The 19,330-nt window shown below is 61.4% G+C and carries 20 protein-coding genes; 4 read left to right on the forward strand and 16 right to left on the reverse strand.

Annotation, left to right across the window (positions count from 1 at the left end):
• Nucleotides 1-29: 29 nt before the first annotated feature.
• A complete protein-coding gene (locus AC3CBN_RS01380) occupies nucleotides 30-839 on the reverse strand; it encodes a S1/P1 nuclease (protein ID WP_488635042.1) in 810 nt (269 codons plus the stop codon).
• Between the two features lie 73 nt (nucleotides 840-912).
• The gene (locus tag AC3CBN_RS01385) at nucleotides 913-1,383 is read right to left on the reverse strand and encodes an OsmC family protein (protein WP_488635043.1); all 471 of its coding nucleotides are present in this window, start codon (nucleotides 1,381-1,383) and stop codon (nucleotides 913-915) included.
• Nucleotides 1,384-1,551: 168 nt separating this feature from the next.
• Between AC3CBN_RS01385 and gap the strand changes: the two genes are divergently transcribed.
• Both gap and azu read left to right on the forward strand, forming a co-directional pair.
• Nucleotides 1,552-2,565 carry a type I glyceraldehyde-3-phosphate dehydrogenase gene (gene gap / locus AC3CBN_RS01390; RefSeq protein ID WP_488635044.1) on the forward strand — a complete coding sequence of 338 codons (1,014 nt, stop codon included), beginning with the start codon at nucleotides 1,552-1,554 and terminating at the stop codon, nucleotides 2,563-2,565.
• 172 nt (nucleotides 2,566-2,737) lie between these two features.
• Nucleotides 2,738-3,187 (forward strand): azurin, encoded by a 450-nt coding sequence (gene azu, locus AC3CBN_RS01395; RefSeq protein ID WP_488635045.1) that lies wholly within the window; start codon nucleotides 2,738-2,740, stop codon nucleotides 3,185-3,187.
• Nucleotides 3,188-3,280: 93 nt separating this feature from the next.
• Here azu and tpx read toward each other — a convergent pair whose 3' ends face one another.
• From tpx to hmgA, 12 genes are all read right to left on the reverse strand, one after another.
• Nucleotides 3,281-3,781 carry a thiol peroxidase gene (gene tpx, locus AC3CBN_RS01400; protein ID WP_488635046.1) on the reverse strand — a complete coding sequence of 167 codons (501 nt, stop codon included), beginning with the start codon at nucleotides 3,779-3,781 and terminating at the stop codon, nucleotides 3,281-3,283.
• A 129-nt stretch (nucleotides 3,782-3,910) separates the two neighbouring features.
• A complete protein-coding gene (locus AC3CBN_RS01405; RefSeq protein ID WP_488635047.1) occupies nucleotides 3,911-5,119 on the reverse strand; it encodes a beta-ketoacyl synthase N-terminal-like domain-containing protein in 1,209 nt (402 codons plus the stop codon).
• Nucleotides 5,119-5,634 (reverse strand): 3-hydroxyacyl-[acyl-carrier-protein] dehydratase FabA, encoded by a 516-nt coding sequence (gene fabA / locus AC3CBN_RS01410; RefSeq protein ID WP_488635048.1) that lies wholly within the window; start codon nucleotides 5,632-5,634, stop codon nucleotides 5,119-5,121. The genes AC3CBN_RS01405 and fabA overlap by 1 nt, the downstream gene beginning before the upstream one ends.
• A 134-nt stretch (nucleotides 5,635-5,768) precedes the next feature.
• A complete protein-coding gene (locus AC3CBN_RS01415) occupies nucleotides 5,769-6,986 on the reverse strand; it encodes an alginate export family protein (RefSeq protein ID WP_488635049.1) in 1,218 nt (405 codons plus the stop codon).
• A gap of 183 nt (nucleotides 6,987-7,169) precedes the next feature.
• Nucleotides 7,170-7,742: an SCO family protein gene (locus tag AC3CBN_RS01420; RefSeq protein WP_488635050.1), complete on the reverse strand. Its 573-nt coding sequence runs from the start codon at nucleotides 7,740-7,742 to the stop codon at nucleotides 7,170-7,172.
• Between the two features lie 6 nt (nucleotides 7,743-7,748).
• Nucleotides 7,749-8,552: a formylglycine-generating enzyme family protein gene (locus AC3CBN_RS01425; protein WP_488635051.1), complete on the reverse strand. Its 804-nt coding sequence runs from the start codon at nucleotides 8,550-8,552 to the stop codon at nucleotides 7,749-7,751.
• Nucleotides 8,518-10,035, reverse strand: coding sequence for a copper-containing nitrite reductase (gene nirK / locus AC3CBN_RS01430; RefSeq protein WP_488635052.1), 1,518 nt, complete (start codon nucleotides 10,033-10,035; stop codon nucleotides 8,518-8,520). Before nirK ends, AC3CBN_RS01425 begins: the two co-directional genes overlap by 35 nt.
• A gap of 96 nt (nucleotides 10,036-10,131) precedes the next feature.
• The gene (locus AC3CBN_RS01435) at nucleotides 10,132-10,785 is read right to left on the reverse strand and encodes a helix-turn-helix domain-containing protein (protein ID WP_488635053.1); all 654 of its coding nucleotides are present in this window, start codon (nucleotides 10,783-10,785) and stop codon (nucleotides 10,132-10,134) included.
• Between the two features lie 114 nt (nucleotides 10,786-10,899).
• Nucleotides 10,900-12,300: an oxygen-independent coproporphyrinogen III oxidase gene (gene hemN, locus AC3CBN_RS01440; RefSeq protein WP_488635054.1), complete on the reverse strand. Its 1,401-nt coding sequence runs from the start codon at nucleotides 12,298-12,300 to the stop codon at nucleotides 10,900-10,902.
• 120 nt (nucleotides 12,301-12,420) lie between these two features.
• Nucleotides 12,421-13,407, reverse strand: coding sequence for a fumarylacetoacetate hydrolase family protein (locus tag AC3CBN_RS01445; protein ID WP_488635055.1), 987 nt, complete (start codon nucleotides 13,405-13,407; stop codon nucleotides 12,421-12,423).
• 22 nt (nucleotides 13,408-13,429) lie between these two features.
• Nucleotides 13,430-14,017, reverse strand: a complete 588-nt coding sequence (locus AC3CBN_RS01450) for a lectin (RefSeq protein ID WP_488635056.1) — start codon at nucleotides 14,015-14,017, stop codon at nucleotides 13,430-13,432.
• Nucleotides 14,018-14,021: 4 nt separating this feature from the next.
• Nucleotides 14,022-15,320 (reverse strand): homogentisate 1,2-dioxygenase, encoded by a 1,299-nt coding sequence (hmgA, locus tag AC3CBN_RS01455; protein WP_488635057.1) that lies wholly within the window; start codon nucleotides 15,318-15,320, stop codon nucleotides 14,022-14,024.
• Between the two features lie 142 nt (nucleotides 15,321-15,462).
• On the opposite strand from hmgA, the gene AC3CBN_RS01460 reads away from it, so the two are divergent.
• Nucleotides 15,463-15,858: a DUF5362 domain-containing protein gene (locus AC3CBN_RS01460; protein WP_488635058.1), complete on the forward strand. Its 396-nt coding sequence runs from the start codon at nucleotides 15,463-15,465 to the stop codon at nucleotides 15,856-15,858.
• A 48-nt stretch (nucleotides 15,859-15,906) separates the two neighbouring features.
• Here the strand turns inward: AC3CBN_RS01460 and hppD are convergent, their stop codons facing one another.
• Nucleotides 15,907-17,001, reverse strand: a complete 1,095-nt coding sequence (hppD, locus tag AC3CBN_RS01465; protein WP_488635059.1) for a 4-hydroxyphenylpyruvate dioxygenase — start codon at nucleotides 16,999-17,001, stop codon at nucleotides 15,907-15,909.
• Nucleotides 17,002-17,083: 82 nt separating this feature from the next.
• Here hppD and AC3CBN_RS01470 point away from each other — a divergent pair, with 82 nt between their 5' ends.
• Nucleotides 17,084-17,572, forward strand: a complete 489-nt coding sequence (locus AC3CBN_RS01470) for a MarR family winged helix-turn-helix transcriptional regulator (protein ID WP_488635060.1) — start codon at nucleotides 17,084-17,086, stop codon at nucleotides 17,570-17,572.
• A gap of 124 nt (nucleotides 17,573-17,696) precedes the next feature.
• Here the strand turns inward: AC3CBN_RS01470 and AC3CBN_RS01475 are convergent, their stop codons facing one another.
• Nucleotides 17,697-19,205 carry a peptide MFS transporter gene (locus tag AC3CBN_RS01475; RefSeq protein WP_488635061.1) on the reverse strand — a complete coding sequence of 503 codons (1,509 nt, stop codon included), beginning with the start codon at nucleotides 19,203-19,205 and terminating at the stop codon, nucleotides 17,697-17,699.
• Nucleotides 19,206-19,330: the final 125 nt, after the last annotated feature.

Below are 19,330 nucleotides of genomic sequence, written 5' to 3' on the forward strand. Positions count from 1 at the left end.
AGGGCGTGGCACCGGGTCCCAACGCGGGCTCAGCGCGACAGCGTCAGATTCAGCACTTCAGCCAGTCGACGCCCCGCTTCACGCAGGCGCAGCTCGGCCACCGGCAGTTCCTTGGCGACATAGGCTTGGTCGATCTTGTGGCCGTCAGGATAGATGTCGCGCGAGATCGCGCAGGATTCCTCGGCCCATTGCGCATACGCGTTGTCGAACGGCGAGATCGGCGCGGGCAGCGTCACCGGGCCACGTGCTTCGAGTTCATCAGCATAGGCCTTCCACTCGAGGCCGTGCGTCTTGAGCAGGCCCGAGTCCCACACGCTGTGCAGGTTGGTGCCCTTGTCATTGAACTGCACCTGATAGGCGTTGCCGCCCTTGTCGTCGCGCGAACCGCCATGCAGCGGCTGGTGTTCGTCGCCGATGAAATGCACCACGAACTTCAGTGCTTCCAGACGAGCCGCGTCCGGCTGGCTCTTGTCGCCCAGCACGTTCACGTAGTGGTCGATGCCGGCGACAACGCACTGCCCATCCTTGCAATCACGCGGAGGCGTGTAGTTGCAGTCGCCGGACGTGAAGTCGACATAGTGCAGCGCGCGGGTCTGCTTCCACAGCACGTCCTGCTTGGGGTCGTTGCGGATCTCATCGGCCCAGCTGGCGATGTCGGCCAGCGACTTCGTGTGCTCCGGTGCCAGCAGACGTTCGACTTCGGCCTCGGCCGCCGGGGTGAGGTGCCGCTGCGCCAGATCGGCCACAACGCTGTGGCCGAGCGGGCCCCAGGCCTGGACCGCCGGTGCAAGGGCCAGACAGATAAGTACAGCGGCTACAGATCGACGCGGTAGAGACATGAGGCAATGGCTCTGCAAGAAAGGGGACGCCGAAGTCTGCCACAGCACAATGACAGCTTGACGCCAGCTTCCATCAGCCCGCGTTGGGCACGGGCAGCACCAGCCCTTCACCATCGCGAACACTGACGTCCACCTTGATGCCCTGACGCACGCTCTGGGTCACGATGCAGAAATCCTCGAACTGGGCGAGCACGCGATCGAGGTGTTCGACGAGTTCGGCCTTGTCGGCCAACTGCAAATCCACGCCGATGTGGGTGATTCGCCAGCGGCCGTGTTCGTTGCGCGTCAGGGTCGCCTTGGCTTTGGCGCCTAGCGCGCCCGGGGCATTTTTATACTTGCGCAAGGCAAACAGCAGGCTCGCCGCCAGGCAGTTGGCTACCGCCGTGGCCACGAGGCGCGACGGGTTGGGGCCAGCGTCATGGCCCAGTGGCGAGGTCTCGTCGGTAGTCAGGTCGGGGATGGCCGTGTCGTCGAAACGGATCTTGAACTCGTAGTCCGTGATCTGTTCCAGGGTGATCTCAAAGGTCTGCTCTGCCTCGTTCATGACGCTCTCCGTGGTCGGCCGATCTGGCCCGAAAGCCCGATTCAAGCGCGTCCCGGGCTTCCTGAACAGCCCCGGGTGAGCTGCCACCCCGGTTCAGGCTAAAATGAGGGTTTTACGGCGGTCCCACAGCCGCCAATTCCGCCACCTCATTCTGGAGGACGCTGTCCCATGGCAATCAAGGTCGCCATCAACGGTTACGGTCGCATCGGCCGCAACATTCTGCGCGCGCTGTACGAAGCCGGTCGCACCAACGAGATCCAAATCGTTGCGATCAATGATCTTGGCAATGCCGAGACCAATGCGCATCTGACTCAGTACGACACCGCGCACGGCAAGTTCCCCGGCACCGTGTCGGTGGACGGCAGCGACTTGATCGTCAACGGCGACCGAATCAAGGTCTGTGCCGAGCGTGATCCGTCCAAGCTGCCGTGGCGCGCCCTGGGAGTGGACGTGGTGCTTGAGTGCACCGGCCTGTTCACCTCCAAGGCCAAAGCCAGCGCGCACATCGCCGCCGGCGCCAAGAAGGTGATCATCTCCGCCCCTGGCGACAAGGACGTGGACGGCACCTTCGTGTTTGGTGTCAACGACGACAAGCTCACCTCCAAGCTGGAAGTGATCTCCAACGCCTCGTGCACGACCAACTGCCTCGCGCCGCTGGCCAAGGTGCTGAACGACAAGATCGGCATCAAGCGCGGCCTGATGACCACCATCCATGCCTACACCAACGATCAGGTGCTGACGGATGTGTACCACTCGGACCTGCGTCGTGCCCGTTCGGCCACGATGAGCCAGATTCCGGCCAAGACCGGCGCCGCAGCTGCAGTGGGCCTGGTGTTGCCGGAGCTCAACGGCAAGCTGGACGGTTTCGCCATGCGCATACCGACCATCAATGTGTCGGTGGTCGACCTCACCTTCGACGCTGCGCGCCCGACCACCAAGGAAGAGATCGACGAGGTCATCAACGAAGCTGCCAACGGCGCTCTGAAGGGCATCCTGGCCGTCAATACTCAGCCGCTGGTATCGATCGACTTCAACCATAATCCGGCCTCTTCCACCTATGACGCCACCCAGACGCGCGTCATGGAAGGCACGCTGGTGAAGGTGCTGTCGTGGTACGACAACGAGTGGGGCTTCTCCAACCGCATGCTCGACATGACTGTCGCGCTGATGGCGGCTAAGTAAGCCGAACTCAAGGCGGTACGAAGAAAGCCGGGCCCAGCCCGGCTTTCTTTTGCGGATGCGGCGTGCTGTCGCGTTGCTGCAAAGTCCCCCAGGAAGCTGATCCAGATCAGCGCCGGGGACACACCCTACCGCCATCGTCCCCATCGCTCACAATCGCGATGGAGATTTACTGATGATCCGCAAGACCTTTGCCCTCGCCCTGCTCGGGCTGTTCGCCGCTCCCCTGTGGGCCGCCGACTGCTCGGCCACCATCGAGGGTAGTGATGCGATGCAGTTCAACCAGAAGACCATCCAGGTGCCAAAGACCTGCAAGCAGTTCACGGTGACGCTCAAGCACACCGGCAAACTGCCCAAGGCATCGATGGGTCACAACTGGGTGCTGGGCCACGAGTCCGACGAAGCCAGCATCATCGCCGACGGCATGAAAGCCGGCGCCGACAACAACTACGTCAAGCCAGACGACACGCGCGTCATCGCGCATACCAAGTTGGTCGGAGGTGGCGAATCGGACAGCGTCACCTTCCCCGTGACCAAGCTCAAGGCCGGTGAAACCTATGCGTATTTCTGCACCTTCCCCGGCCACGTCGCCCTGATGAAGGGCACGCTGACCCTGCAGAACTAATGCGACCCAGCCAACGGGCTTGAGCCGATCTCACGTGCAAAAGAAAAGGCCGGAATGTCTCCGGCCTTTTTTTTCGCTCGGTGTCAGCTCGACTCAGCTCAGCGCGGCAAGCGCTGCGTCGTAGTTGGGCTCGTCTGCGATCTCGCCCACCATTTCGCTGTGCACGACCTTGTTCTGCTCATCAAGCACCACCACGGCACGCGCTGCCAGGCCCGACAACGGACCGGACGCAATCGACACGCCATAGTTCTTCAGGAAGTCGTGGCCGCGCAGCGTCGACAGCGTCACCACGTTGCTCAAACCTTCCGCGCCGCAGAAACGCGCCTGCGCGAACGGCAGGTCGGCAGAAATGCAAAGCACCACGGCGTTGTCGAGCTGGCTTGCGTCCTGGTTGAAGTGACGCACGGACATGGCGCAGGTCGGCGTATCGACGCTCGGAAAAATGTTCAGCACCTTGCGCTTGCCTGCAAAGTTGGCCAGCGTGACATCGGCCAGATCCTTGCCCACCAGCGAGAACGCAGGCGCAGCCTCACCCTTGGCAGGGAAATGGCCATCAACCTGGACTGGATTGCCTTTCAACGTGACTTGGGACATGGGACACCTCGTAGGATGGGGCCTACAAGTAAACCATGTCGCCGACCCAAAGCACGATAGCGCGGCGGTCTTGCGACCACCGCGCTACATCGATGCCGCTGTGCGCAGATCCGCTCAACCGACCGCGAGTTACACCTTGGCGAATATCAAGCTCGCATTGGTGCCACCAAAGCCGAAACTGTTGGACATCACCACGCTCAACTTGGCGTCCTGCGTTTCCCTGAGAATCGGAAAACCTTCCGCGCGTGGATCAAGTTCGTCGATATGTGCTGACCCGGCCATGAAACCGCCGTTGAGCATCAACAGGCTGTAGATCGCCTCGTGCACGCTCGCCGCACCAAGCGAGTGGCCGCTCAACGCTTTGGTGGAAGACAGCGGCGGCATGTCGCTGCCAAACACCTCACGCACCGCGTCTAGCTCCACGATATCGCCCACCGGAGTGGCGGTACCGTGGGTGTTGAGATAGTCCACGTACCTACCCGCGCCGGCCAATGCCATGCGCATGCAACGCACGGCCCCTTCGCCAGATGGCGCGACCATATCCGCACCATCCGAAGTCACTCCGTAGCCGACCAGTTCGGCAAGCATGGTTGCTCCGCGTGCCTTCGCGTGGTCATAGCTCTCGAGTACCAACATGCCGCCGCCACCGCCGATGACAAAGCCGTCACGATGGGCGTCATAAGGGCGAGATGCGGCCTGTAGGGTTTCGTTGCAGGCACTGGAAAGTGCGCCCATCGCGTCGAACTGCGCGGTCATGCCCCAGTGCAATTCCTCACCACCGCCCGCGAACATCACGTCCTGTGCGCCGTGTCGGATCAGGTCTGCCGCTGCGCCAATGCAATGGCCTGACGTGGCGCAGGCCGCCGAAATGGAATAGCTCAGACCAAGAATGCCGAAGCACGTCGCCAGCGATGCAGAAACCGTGGAACACATGGTGCGTGGAACCATGAACGCACCCACGCGGCGTACGCCTTTCTCGCGCAGGAGATCCGCTGTTTCGATCTGCCACCGAGCCGACCCGCCACCCGACCCGGCAATCAAACCCGTGCGCGGATGGCAAACCTGTTCTGGTGTCAGGCCCGCGTTCGCAATGGCAGATCGCAATGCCACGTAAGCATAAGCCGCAGCATCGCCCATGAAGCGTTTCGGCTTACGGTCGATCTCAGCGTCCAGGTCGATCTGTGGCGCGCCTGCAACATGGCTGCGCAACCCTTGCGCGATGTAATCGGGCATGAGCTGAATGCCGCTGCGCAATTCGCGTAACGCCCGCGCCACGGTATCCATTGCATTGCCCAGACACGACACGATGCCCATGCCTGTCACCACTACACGCCGCATCAGAAGCCCTCCGTGGACTGGAACAGACCCACGCGCATATCGGTGGCAACGTAGATCATTCGGCCGTCGACAAATGTTTTGCCATCGGCAATCACCAGGGCCAATCGGCCGCGCATCACTCGCCTGATGTCGACTTCGTAGCTCACCACCTTTGCGCTCGGCGCGACCTGACCAGTGAACTTCACTTGCCCTACGCCAAGCGCGCGCCCACGACCCGGCTCACCGAGCCACGGCAGAAAGAATCCACTCAATTGCCACATGGCATCCAGGCCAAGGCAACCAGGCATCACCGGATCACCTTCGAAATGGCAACCGAAGAACCAGGAGCTGGGACTGATGTCCAGCTCCGCTCGCAACACACCCTTGTCGTAGGCACCACCGTGATCGTCGATGTGTGTGATGCGATCGAACATGAGCATCGGCGGCAACGGCAAGCGCGCATTGCCGGGGCCAAACAATTCACCGCGGCCGCAGGCAAGCAGTTGGTTGCGATCAAATGAAGAAGGTCGATCCATAAAACAGCCGTCACCGAAGGAAATGACGAGTCTGCGCGCGGTTTGAAACGCTGGAGCTGACGCGGATCAGTTTGAAGCGACGAAATATCCGCGCACAGCAGCAGGCTCCCCTCGTGCAGCGCCAGAGGCCATCCTCAAAGCGCCCGTTTGCCCACCCATTCGAGCTGAAGCCAGAGCTTGGTGTCGTCGTGACCGAAATGATCGGCCTGATAATCCGCTGCCTTCAACATGGCGTTGAGACCATGCGACAACGGCAGTGAGAGCGAGGCATCCCATTCGCTGCCGTAGTGCAGGCTGCCGCGATCCGAGCGGTAATCGTGATAGCTCACCACCCAGCCAAGCTTGTACCTGCCTACGTTGCCATTGAGAGTGATGTAGCGGTCCTGCAATCCGTTCGCGGGTGTTACCGTGAACTGATCGTCCCAGCCATTGAACGCATGCAAGGTTGCCAACGGCGTTTGCAACGCCGTATGGCCGTTGCCACCGAGAGACTCCCAACCCAGCTTTCCTGTCACGTTCCATTGCGTCCAGGATGGCTCGACCAGCCAGTAGTTGTGCGAGACATTCTGTGGATTGTTGGCGTAGTCGTACTGGTGTGCGCCCTCCACGCTCCAGCCGAAACCGCGGCCGGCAAGGGCATTGCCCACCCATCGCACGCCATAGGTGGCTGTCGACGCAGTGCTGACGTCTTTATCCTTGTGCAGATATGCATAACCCGTGATCTGCTGTCGCCCCGCGTTCCAGCCAGCATTGAGAAGATGTGTATTTATGCGCCTCGCGCGCGCCAAGGTTGAAACTGCATCGGGACCCGCCACGCGGTTGACCCGCTCCAACCAGTCATAGCGAAGCGACCAGCGCGACGCAGGCTTCCATTGCAGTGCGACTGCGTCGAATGTCTGTTCAAACTGGCGCCACGCCACATTGCCGACCCAGCGCTGATTATTCAACACCACCTCCTGGCGGCCGACCTTCGCACTCAGCGCATCACCCTGCCACACCAGCCACGCCTGATTGAGCTCGGCGCCCTTCGGATCAGTGATGGCCGGATAGGCCACCTGCCCATTCGCGCCGCTGTTGTAGTGATCGTCTGCGCTGGCCGTACCGGCACTTTCGATGAAATAGCTCCACCCATGACCAACCTGTGCACGCAGCCCCAAGCGCAGGCGCAAAGTATCTGCATAGGCATGGGGCGAATAGGCGGCATCGTCCACTTGCTCATGACGCAGACGCGCGTTCCATTCCAGCTGCACAGGCGCATTGCCCTGGTCGCTCGATTGCGCGTGGGCAGCGGCAAAGCAGAGCAGCGTTCCGCACAGCGCACTGCCCCGCAGGTATTTCCTTGTACGTGACATCGATGTAAGCCCCTGTCTGAGAATCGTTTGAACACACCGAAAGTCTCGACAGGAACAACAAGGCGTGGCCTGACGAACGTCAATCGCGCCGAGCCTTGTCGCACGCTGTGACAACACGCCGCGCAAAAAAAAGAGAAGTCCACCCTATCGAGTGGCCTTTCTTTGTTGTGTAAACAGCCCTACTCAATCGTCACCAATCGTTCTCTCCACCTTCTTGACGAACTCGGGATCCACACGACCGATCACGTCCGTGCGGGCCACGATGAGCCCCTCCGCATTCAACAGAATCAGTTCACTGGAATGGTTGAAATCACCATCCGGAAGCTGACGATATTGAAGGCCGAGCAAGGCCGCGATCTGCCGGGTGTCACCTGGGCTTATCGTCCTGGCGAGGGTCCAGAGGGGTGCCGGCAGCTTGCGATGCTGCGCATAGTCTTGCAGCACCGACACGGTATCGCGTGCCGGATCGAAGCTAAGCAATAAGAGACTCAGCTTGGAACGCTGGCGCGCATCGATCGTTTGAGCGGTGAGCTTCATGGTGTCGACAATCATTGGGCAGACCATCGTGCACGACGTGTAGAACATCGACACGATTTGGACGCGGCCACGGCGATCCGCCCAATGCCCGTCATGCCCCGCCTGATCAGTCAGTGCCGCATTGAACTGGTAGACCGAACTGCCTGGCAACGGTTCGTCAGCCGCCGCATGACTCGTAACAACGAGCAACAACATCCACAGAAGCAGTCGTTTCATCATCCTTCCTCAAGGTGAGCGGGCACAGCGAAATCCGAGGCTTCGCGTGGTGTCCGAGGCGGTAAGCGCGGAAAGCATCGCAACACGCATCAACGTTGCGTAGTTCTCCTTCTGTTGCATGGTCACCGCACCGGCGCCGCAAAACTTCATCCGGTCCGCGCCGTTCTGATCGCGGCCGTCCACGCTCACCAGTAGCGCGTTGAAGTCATCCACCCATTCCCAGACCAGACCATTGAGATCGCGCAGGCCATGAACGTCAGCCCTTCCGCCGATATCCGACAACGGCGTACTGGATGGACGGCCATACCACGCGAGAACTTGCTCGCGCCATTGCGGGTCCGCACGGGCATCCGCGCGTTGTTCGTCCGCCGCCGCGGCATATTCCCACTCGTACCACGTGGGCAAACGCGCATGTTCGCTCTCGCAAAAAGCCCGCGCCGCAAACCAACTCACTCGCGTCACGGGTTGTTCGGGGCGCGCGTGGTCACCCAATGATTCGGCACTGTCCCAATGCGATAGATAGCCCTCATCTGCCAGTGCGGACGCCACGCCGCCTTTTTGCCACGCCGGATGCGTCTCCACGAATGCCAGATATTCGGCATTCGTCACTGGTTCAACGCGCATGGCAAAGGGCTCGATATGCGCGGGAGCGGTCTTCCCGTCTGCCGGCAGCACGCTGTTGAAATCGGTACCCGGAAGCGACGCGTAGTCCGCAGCCATGGCCGATACGCAACCGAGTACCCCAGCGAGTACAAGAAGACCGCGCACGATACGACCGTCAGTGGCTATCAGCGGACGGCGCCGGCTGTGCACGCACTTTGCGCACTTCGTCTTTGCTCACCCGGCCACCTGGATTGCCCCAGCTGTTGAGCACATACGTGAGGATGTTCGCGACCTCGTCGTCCGTCAGTTGAGACATGGGCGGCATGACAGAGTTGTAGTCCTTGCCATTGACCGTGACCGCGCCGGTGAGGCCGTGCAAAGGAATCGAGATCAAGGCGTCCTTGGCTATCTTCGCCAGGTAGTCCGACTTGGCCAGAGGTGGAAAAACGCCAGGCATACCTTCCCCATCGACCTGATGGCAGACCGAGCAGGTGCCGGAGAACAACTGCTGGCCTGCCTTGATCTGATCATCCTTGCTGAGCGTACCCGCCGCATTGGCGGTGGCCGCCACCGCGACGGCGTGCAAATTGTCGCCCGCACGATCGCCCAGGTACACCGAATCCACCTCCTTTCCGGAGTAGATGGCTTTGTTCTCCGGCCCCTCAACCTTCAGCATGCCGAGCGCGCCCTTGTTGAAGGCACGGAAGATGGAGTGGTCCACGAGCACGTAGGTGCCAGGCACGTCCACACGGAACTCCGCCATCATGGCGCCGCCAGCGGGGATGAGCGTTGTCTGCACGTTCTCCTGTGCGTGTGCGCCGCCTTCGTAGTAGACCTTGTCGAAGATCTCGCCGATGACATGGAAGCTCGACACCAGATTCGGGCCACCATTGCCCACGAACAGGCGAACCGTTTCACCGACCTTGGCACCCAGCGCGTGATCGCCGGTGAGTGAGCCTTCGCGTCCGTTGAACAGCACATACGTGGGGTGCTCCGCGATGGCCGCGTCCATGTCGAACGGCTGGTGACCCTTCTCGCGGTATTTTCCCGTGGTGTAGAAGTCGCCCTGCATCACGTAGTACTCGTGATCCACCTTGGGCAACCCTGCCGGCGGCTCAACCAGGATCAGGCCATACATGCCATTGGCGACATGCATGCCAACGGGTGCCGTGGCGCAGTGATAAACGTAGAGCCCTGCATTGAGCGCTTTGAAGGTGAACTGCGACTCGTGACCCGGTGCAGTGAAGCTGGATGCAGCGCCGCCGCCAGGCCCCGTCACGCCGTGCAGGTCGATGTTGTGCGGCATCTTGTTGTCGGGCGCGTTCTTCAGATGGAACTCGACCGTGTCACCTTGGCGAACGCGGATGAAACTGCCTGGCACCGTGCCGCCAAACGTCCAATACGTGTAGGTCACACCTTCGGAAATCGGCATTTCCTTCTCGAGCACTTCCAGGTCCACGATGACCTTGGCCGGATAGTTGCGATGGATCGGTGGCGGCACATTCGGTGGAACACCGAGCACGGCGTGAATCGGCTCGCCCTGCGGCGGGCCAAGATCGCGTGATGCCTGCGCGGCAACCGCCGCACCAGCACCAACAGCGACGTTCAACGAAGCACTATGGTCGTCGGCCGCCGAGAGGATGCCCGGCATGAGGCCGGCAGCCAGCAGAACGGTGGATAACAAGCGTGACATGTGGCTCTCTCCCTGTGGTAGCCACACCAGCCTAGGAAGTGCCTGCCATGACCCTTTGATCAAAGTCAGTGCCAGCGACTCCGGGGACCAGGTGCGTCACCGCGCCGCGCTGGCCCTGGCTGTCGCCTGCAACGCACGTCGGTCCAGTAGCATTACGGAGCGCCCGTCGATATCGATCGCGCCCTGGCTGCGCAGTCGCGTCAACACACGGCTCACCGTCTCGGGGGCCAGCCGCAAGTAGTTGGCAATATCACCGCGCGACATGCTCAAACGCAGATGCGTGCCGGAGAAGCCTCGCGCTTCGTATCGTTGGCCAAGGTCGAGCAGGAACGCAGCGATGCGTTCATCCGACGAGTGATCCGCTGCCAATTGCGACGCCATGCCCAACTCCTTGCTGAGCAGGCGGAACAGGTGCTTCTGCAAGGCGGGCAAGCGCGTCGCCAGGGCACTTACCGCAGAGAACGAGAATCGACAGAACTGCGATGCCTCCAGTGCAACGGCATCGCAAGGGAAGCGGTCTGGGTAGATACCATTGAGCCCCACCACTTCACCCGGCAAGTGGAAGCCCAACACCTGCTCACGACCTTCGGTATCGATAGTGCAGGTTTTTACCATGCCCGAGCGCACCGCATAGATCGCACGGAACGGATCACCCATGCGGAACGCATACGCACCAGCACGCACGGGACCAACGTGCTCGACGAGGCAATGCAGTTGCGAAAGCTCTGGCTTGCCATAACCAACGGACATGCACGCTTCGGAGAACGCGCACGCGCTACAGAAGCGCACAGCATCACCATCATCTGGAAGGCTCGCGCCGGACAGGGTCTGACAATCGCACATAGCGTTCATAGGAGATGGATATCAGATCGTGCGTGAGTAACGGGGCGCCTCGGAAGGCTTATTGAGGTAAGCGTCAAAGCACATGGCCACGTTACGCAACAGCAGGCGGCCACGCGGCGTAACGCGGATGAGGTTGTCTTCCAGGACCACCAGACCATCTTCGGCACACTGCATCAGGCGATCGAGTTCAGACGCAAAGGCTTTCTCGAAGTGCAGGCCGTTTCGGGCGCCGAAGCGCTCCGTATCGATTTCGCCATAGCACATGAGTTCACCGATGGCGGCGCGGCGCACGACATCATCGTGGGTCAGGCGGATGCCACGTGTCACCGGCAATTTTCCTGCCGCCAGCGCTGCCTCGTAGCCGATAAGGTCGCGCGCATTCTGACTGTAGCTGTCACCGACGCGACTGATTGAGCTCACGCCGAGGCCGACGATGTCGCAATCGCCGTGCGTGGAATAGCCCTGGAAATTGCGCTGCAGCGTACCCGCGCGTTGCGCCCGCACCAGCTCGTCATCAGCACGCGCGAAATGATCCATGCCCACGTAGACGTAGCCCGCCTCGCATAGCACGCGAAATGCCGTACCGAAAAGTGAGAGACGCGTGCTTGCGTCGGGCAACTCGGATTCGTCGATCTGGTGTTGAGCCTTGAACAAATGCGGAAGGTGCGCGTAGCCGTAGACCGCGATGCGATCGGGCGCAAGCGCGATCACCTGTTCCAGCGTGCGTCCGAAGCCCGCCAAGGTCTGGCGAGGAAGGCCATAGATGAGATCGACGCTGATAGACCCGTAGTTGGCATCGCGCGCGGCATCGATCACTTCGCGCGTTTGCGCCTCGCTCTGAACGCGATTGACGGCCTCTTGCACCGCCGGATCGAAGTCCTGGATGCCCACCGACAATCGATTAAAGCCAAGCGCCGCCAAGTCACGCACATAGCGGCCATCGGCATAGCGCGGATCGATCTCGATGCCGTATTCACGCGCGCCGTCGCGACGATAGGAGAAGCTCGCTTCCAACGCCGCCACCAGCCTTGCCATGCGTGGCGCATCGAGAAAGTTGGGTGTGCCGCCGCCCAGATGAAGCTGCAGTACCGGTCGGTCGCGGTCGAACAGCGAGCTCGTCAGCGCGATTTCGCGCAGCAACCCATCAAGGTAGTGATCCGCCCGTGCGACATCGCGTGTAATGACACGGGTGCAGCCACAGTAGAAGCATGGGCTGAAGCAGAAAGGCACGTGCACATAGAGCGACAACGGCTGGAGCGACGCGGCCTCGTTGGACGCCCTGGCTACCGCGCGGAAAGCCGCTTCATCGAAGCCGCCGTGGAATTGCGGGGCGGTCGGGTAGCTCGTATAGCGAGGGCCCTGCACGTCGTACCGGGCTATCAGGGCAGGATCGAATTCCGGGACGATAGTGTTCGTGCGCATGCGCGGCAGTATCACCGCGCCGCCCAGCCGCAGGCCTGACGTTGATCAGAGCCCTGCGGCAATTTGCTCAAGCCCGCACAGCGTCCGTCGAAGACGCCCTACGTGTTCCACACTTTCCACTTACCGCTTGAGCGGCGCGATGGTCTGTTCGATGGAACCGAAGATCGACGCACCCGATGTGTCGGTCACGTCGATACGCAGACTGTCGCCAAAGCTCAGAAATGGTGTGGCTGGCTTGCCATCACGCAGGGTTTCCACCGTGCGCTGCTCGGCCAGGCAGGAGGCGCCCTTGCCGGTGTCTTCGTTGGCGATGGTGCCGGAGCCGACAATGGTGCCTGCCGTGAGCGGACGCGTCTTCGCCGCGTGCGCCACGAGCTGCGCGAAATTGAACTGCATGTCGACGCCGCACTCGGCTTCGCCAAACCACTGGTCGTTGAGCCAGGTACGCATAGGCAGATGCAGTTTTTCGTCCTGCCAGGCATCGCCCAACTCATCCGGCGTCACGAACACTGGCGACAGCGCAGAGCGCGGCTTGGACTGCAGGAAACCGAAACCCTTGGCGAGCTCGCCGGGAATCAGGCCACGCAGCGACACGTCGTTGACGATACCGATGAGCTGAATGTGAGCCGCCGCCTGTGCCGGCGTCACCGCCATCGGCACGTCGTCGGTGATCACTATCACCTCAGCTTCCAGATCGATGCCGTAGTCCTCGCTTGGCACGACCACGGGATCGCGCGGACCAAGGAAGCCAGCACTCGTAGCCTGGTACATCAGCGGGTCGGTGTAGAAAGATTCCGGCACTTCGGCGCCGCGCGCACGACGCACGCGCTCGACGTGCGGCAGGTAGGCGCTGCCATCGACGAATTCGTACGCACGCGGCAAGGGCGATGCAAGCGCCGGCATGTCAAGCGCGAAGGCGTCCTTCGCGGAGCCGGTGTTCAGTTCTTCATACAGCGCGTTGAGGCGCGGCGCGGTATTCGACCAGTCGTCGAGTGCAGCCTGCAGCGTCGGCGCGATGCCGGTGGCCTTGACCGCGTGGGTCAGCCCGCGATTGACGACGATCAGCGTGCCGTCGCGACCGCCTTCCTTCAATGAACCCAATTTCATGCTATCGCTCCAAACGCAGCCGTCAGCTGCAACCTTCCACGTAATCGATGTGTGGCGGGACGCCAACGCGCCACGCCGTGACTTTGCTGTCGGCGCCAATGTCGAAGATCAGCACGCCGCCCTGCCTGCCTTCCACGCGCAACTGACTCGCGCCCGGCTCGTATTTTGCCGGCGATTCGATGCCGCCGTTGCCATACAAGGCAAGCACCGCTGCCTTGTCCATGCCCACCTTGCCACCACCCGGCGCTGTTTCCTTGTCGCCGCGAACGTCGTAGCGGACGAAGCGGCCATGTTCGAGCATGAAGGACAATTCCGGCGGCGTCTTGGCCCACTTGGGCGCGAACATGGCGCAGTCCGAACCCGCTACCGCGCCGCCGATCAACTCGCCACCCCATGCCTGACGAAAGGCCGTTTCGTCCATGCCGAAACGCATATCGCCAAAACCTGCATAGCTGGCCTGATTCACGCCGCGGCCCTCGGTGACGGGCGCGGCTGTCGCCGCTGGCGTCGGTGCGGTCTTCGATGATGCCGGCGTGGAAGCCTCATCGCGCGGCTGGCACGCGACAAGCATCACGCAGAGCGGCAACGACCCGAGCCGACGCAACATCATGCCCTCAACCTCCAGCGAAATGCTTGTGGATACCCTGCCAGCATTCGAAGTAGTTGCCCTGAAGCTCCGGTGATTCCAGCGCCTGTTTCGTCGGATGGATCACGCGGCGCGTCTCGAACATGAAAGCCATCGTGCCGGTGATGACATCAGGCTGCGACAAGTCGCGTGTCGACGCCTTTTCGTAGGTCGCAGCATCCGGACCGTGGCCGCTCATGCTGTTGTGCAGCGATGCGCCACCCGGGGAAAACCCTTCGGCCTTGGCGTCATAGGCACCGGTGATCAGACCCATGAATTCGCTGGCAATATTGCGATGAAACCACGGCGGACGGAACGTGTGCTGCGCCACCAACCAGCGCGGCGGGAAAATCACGAAGTCCATGTTGCTCACGCCTTCCGTATCGCTGGCGGAGTGCAGCACCAGGAAAATGCTCGGATCAGGGTGATCGAAACTGATCGAGCCAATGGTGTTGAAGCGACGCAGATCGTATTTGTACGGTGCGTAGTTGCCATGCCAGGCCACCACGTCCAGCGGCGAATGATCGATGGCCGCGCGCCACAGGTTGCCCTGGAACTTCGTGACGAGTTCGAACTTGCCTTCCACGTCTTCATAAGCTGCCACCGGCGTGAGGAAATCACGCGGGTTGGCGAGGCCATTGCTGCCGATGGGGCCGAGATCCGGCAGTCGCAATATCGCGCCGAAATTCTCGGCAATGTAGCCGCGCGCGGTGTCGTCCAGCAGTTCCACACGAAAACGTACGCCACGCGGAATCACGGCGATTTCCAGCGGCTCCAACTCGATTACGCCCATTTCGGTCGCCAGTTTCAGGCGCCCTTGCTGCGGCACGATCAGCAGTTCGCCATCGGCGTTGTAGAAAAAGCGGCCCTTCATCGAGCGGTTGGCCGCGTAGACATGAATGCCCACGCCCGTCTGATCCGCCGCACTGCCGTTGCCGGCCACGGTGAACAGGCCATCGATGAAATCGGCCGGCTCGCTGGGTAACGGGAATGGGCTCCAACGCAACTGATTGGGGTTGGCCGGCACTTCGTTGAAGCGATTGTGGAAGGGGCCATCCGGCATGGCTTCGAACGGGTGATGCATGGCCGCAGGACGAATGCGATACAGCCAGCTACGGCGATTACTGTGGCGCGGAGCGGTAAAGGCCGTGCCGGAAATCTGCTCGGCATACAGGCCTAGCGGCGCGCTCTGCGGCGAGTTCTGCCCTTCAGGCAACGCGCCGGGCAAGGCCTCGGTGGCGAATTCGTTGGCGAAACCGGACTGGTACTGCTGCTTGCTGGCTGACATGGAAGCTCCGCGATCTGCCCGAGAGGCGGGGTCGTAACACGACCCACGCGATCCTATTACTCTTGCCGTACGACTGTTGGTCGCCTCAGTGACAGGAAGAGGCGTTGTTCATTTCGCTGAAACGACATCACAAGGAAACTGCATGTCCGACTCGTACTCTTCACTGGGGCAAGCCACCGCGAATCACTCTATCCAGGACCTCAGCCAGCCGCTTGCCTCGGGCAAGGGATGGATGAAGTTCGTGGGCATCGTATTCATTATCCAAGGTGCCCTCGCCGCCATCACCATCGTCGGCATCCTCATCGCCTGGCTGCCGATCTGGATCGGCGTGCTGGTGATGCAATCGGCCGGCGCCGTCGAACGTGCCCAGCTTAGCGGCGACGTCGTGGCGCTGAAGGAAGCGCTCGCCAAGCTACGCACTTACTTCGTGATCCAGGGCGTGCTGATTCTCGTCGGCATCGTCCTGTGGGTACTCGCCATCATTCTCTACGGCGCAGTGTTCGTGGCCTATATGCACAACGGTGGTTCCTGGCGCTAAGCCTTCCGCATCATGGCCGCCTTTCAAAGGCGGCCATGTCGTTATGACTTACAGGAAGCCGCGCTTCATCTGGTCGCGCTCGATCGACTCGAAGAGCGCCTGGAAGTTGCCTTCACCGAAACCTTCGTTGCCCTTGCGCTGAATGATCTCGAAGAAGATCGGGCCGATGTTGTTCTGCGTGAAGATCTGCAGCAGTTTGCGCTGCTTGGTCTCCGGGTCGGCGTCGATCAGGATCTTGTTCTTGGCCAGGCGTGGCACGTCCTCACCGTTGTTCGGAATGCGCAGGTCGATCACGTCGAAATAGCTATCGGGCGTATCGAGGAACTGCACGCCCCTGGCCCGCATCGCTTCCACCGTGTCGTAGATGTTGTCGGTGAAGCAGGCGATGTGCTGAATGCCTTCGCCGTGGTAGGCATCGAGGTATTCGTTGATCTGGGACTTCGGATCGCTCGATTCGTTGAGCGGGATGCGCACGATGCCGTCCGGCGCGGTCATGGCCTTGGATACCAGGCCGGTCTTGGCGCCCTTGATGTCGAAGTAGCGGATCTCGCGGAAATTGAACAGGCGCTCGTAGTAGTCCGACCACTTCTGCATGTTGCCGAAGTAGAGGTTGTGCGTGAGATGGTCGATGAAGGTCAGACCAAAACCGGTCGGGTGCTGGTCAGCGCCCGGGATCGGCTCGTAGTCGCCGTCGTAGATGCTGCCGGCGCTGCCGTAGCGGTCCACCAGGTAGAGCATGCAGTCGCCGATACCCTTCACCACCGGCGCGTTCACCGCCTTGGTAGACGCTTTGTCGGTGACCGATTCGCCACCGTTGCCAAGCACCGTGGCGAGCACTTCCGAAGACGGCTTCTTGAAACGGATCGCAAAACCGGCAGCACAGGGGCCATGGGCTTTGGCGAAGTCGGCCGCGAAGGAATCCGGATCCTCATTCACCAGGAAATTGACGCCACCCTGGCGATAGATCGTGATGGGCCGCGACTTGTGCTTGAGCACAGCGGCGAAACCCATGTGCTTGAACAGGGTGTGCAGCTCGTTGCCACGACCGGCTGGCGCGGCAAATTCAACGAACTCGAAGCCGTCGATACCCATGGGGTTTTCGAAGGTGGTGACCTGCATGCCAAGATTGGGCTGCGCGCTCATGGGAATCTCCTGACGGATCGATGCTTAATGGCCCTACGCCAAGCGTGCGACCATCCTCATAATCTCCACGTTATAGTTACATATGAAACCATTTGCAAGGAGCGTCGCACCAGTGCCTGAAGAACATCACCCCGACCACGCACCGCTGGAGCTGGAACACTTCCTGCCCTACAGGCTCTCCATCCTTTCCAACACGGTGAGCCAGGCCATCGCCGACGATTATCAGCGGCGTTTTGACCTGAGCATGACGGAGTGGCGCGTGATGGCCGTGCTGGCCCGCTTTGACGGGCTATCGGCACGCGAAGTGGCGGAGCGCACCGCGATGGACAAAGTGGCGGTGAGCCGCGCACTGGCGAAACTGGTGGAGTCGGGCTGGGTGACCCGTGCGATCCATGATGGCGACAAGCGTCGATCCGTACTCGGCCTGAGTGAAGCCGGCTGGGCCGTGCACGAGGTGGTGGCGCCGATGGCGCGGACGCATGAGCGCGAGCTGCTGGAAAAACTCGACCACGAGGAGCGCACCTGGCTGGTGCGCATCCTCGACAAGCTGCAGGCGGTCGAGCCCAAGTGAGGTGAACGTCGAGCCTTTGCTCGTCATTCCCGCGAACGCGGGAATCCAGTGCCTTGGCTTTCGCTGAATCGAAAGTCGCTGGATTCCCGCTTTCGCGGGAATGACGGCGGTAGCGGGGTATTCCTTACTTCACGCCGTGCATCAGGCGATTGATCAGCGGCGCGATCACGAACAGCAGCGCGCCCGCGCCAGTCAGCAGCCAGAAGCTGAAGGTGAAGCCGCTGAGTGCCGAGGCCACGGTCATGCCGGTCTCGCCACTGATGTGACCAGCAAACAACCCTGACAGGTTGTTGCCGATCGCGGTGGAAAGGAACCAACCACCCATGGCCAAGCCCACCAGTCGCGTCGGCGCCAGCTTGGTCACCATCGACAGCCCGATCGGCGACAGACACAACTCGCCCGCGGTTTGCAGCACGTAGCACAGCGCCAGCGGCCAGAACGGGATCAAGCCATTGCTGCCGGCCAGATTGTCCAGCGCATAGATCAGCACCAGGAAACCCAGCGCATTGCCCAGCAGGCCCAGGCCGAACTTGCGGGGAATCGAAGGCTCTGCGCGGCGCTTGTCCAGCCAGCCCCAGGCCACCGATACCAGCGGCGCCAACACCACGATGGCCAGAGGGTTCACCGACTGGAACCAGCCCACGGGGAAATCCCAGCCGCCAAACATCTCCCGGTCGACGATGTTCTGCGCGAGAAAGTTGAACGAGCTGCCGGCCTGCTCGAAGAACATCCAGAACAGCACGTTGAAGGCGAAGATGATCAACATGGCGATGACGCGATGGATCTGCACCTTACCGTTGCGCACCGCCTCGATCACGAGCATCGCCCCCACGCCGACGAACAGCGCGGTGAGCAGCCACTGCAGCACCACGGCGCCGGCCTTCGCCATCAACAGGTAAAAGACCGGGATGGCCACGAGCATGCCCAGCAGCACATAGACCACGCGCATGCGATTGGCCTGATCGGGTGCTGGGCGGCCCACGCCCTTGAGCTGGCGGCGACCGATCCAAAACCACACCAGGCTGATCAGCATGCCCACGCCCGCCGCACCGAACACGAGCTTGTAGTTCTGCTGCATGGGCGTGTCCGTGAGGGCGCTGGCCAGCCAGCCGGTGATCAGCGGCGCGATCAGCGCACCGCCGTTGATGCCCATGTAGAACAGGGTGAAGCCCCGATCACGCCGCGAGTCGCCCTGCTCGTAAAGCCGGCCGACCATCGAGGAAATGTTGGGCTTGAACAGGCCATTGCCGACGATGATCGTGGCCAGGCCGAGCAGGAAGATCTGCTCGTTGGGCAGCATGATCATGAACAGCCCTACCGCCATCACCGAAGCGCCCAGCAGAATCGAACGCTGGTAGCCGATGATCTTGTCTGCCACGTAACCGCCGAATACCGCAGTGGCGTAAACCAGCGCCAGATATGCGCCATAAGTGCGGCTGGCGAAGGCCTGGCCCGAGGCTTCGCCATTGAAGAACTCCGCCACGATGTACAGGGTCAACGCCCAGCGAATGCCGTAGAACGCGAAGCGCTCCCAGAACTCGGTCATGAACAGCATCCACAGCGGCCGCGGATGGCCGAGGGTCTGCGGGTAGTCGGGCACCGCCGGCACAAAAGTCGTGGTGGTATCGCTCATGCCATTCCTGGGGTTGCGGGTCGGCACGTCACGTACGGACCGGGTTACTGACGACGGGAGGTGTAACCGGCCGCCTGCCAACCCGTCAAATGCACCGCAACATTTTGCGATTCAGCCCAGACCCA

The organism is Dyella sp. OK584 (assembly GCF_057787755.1).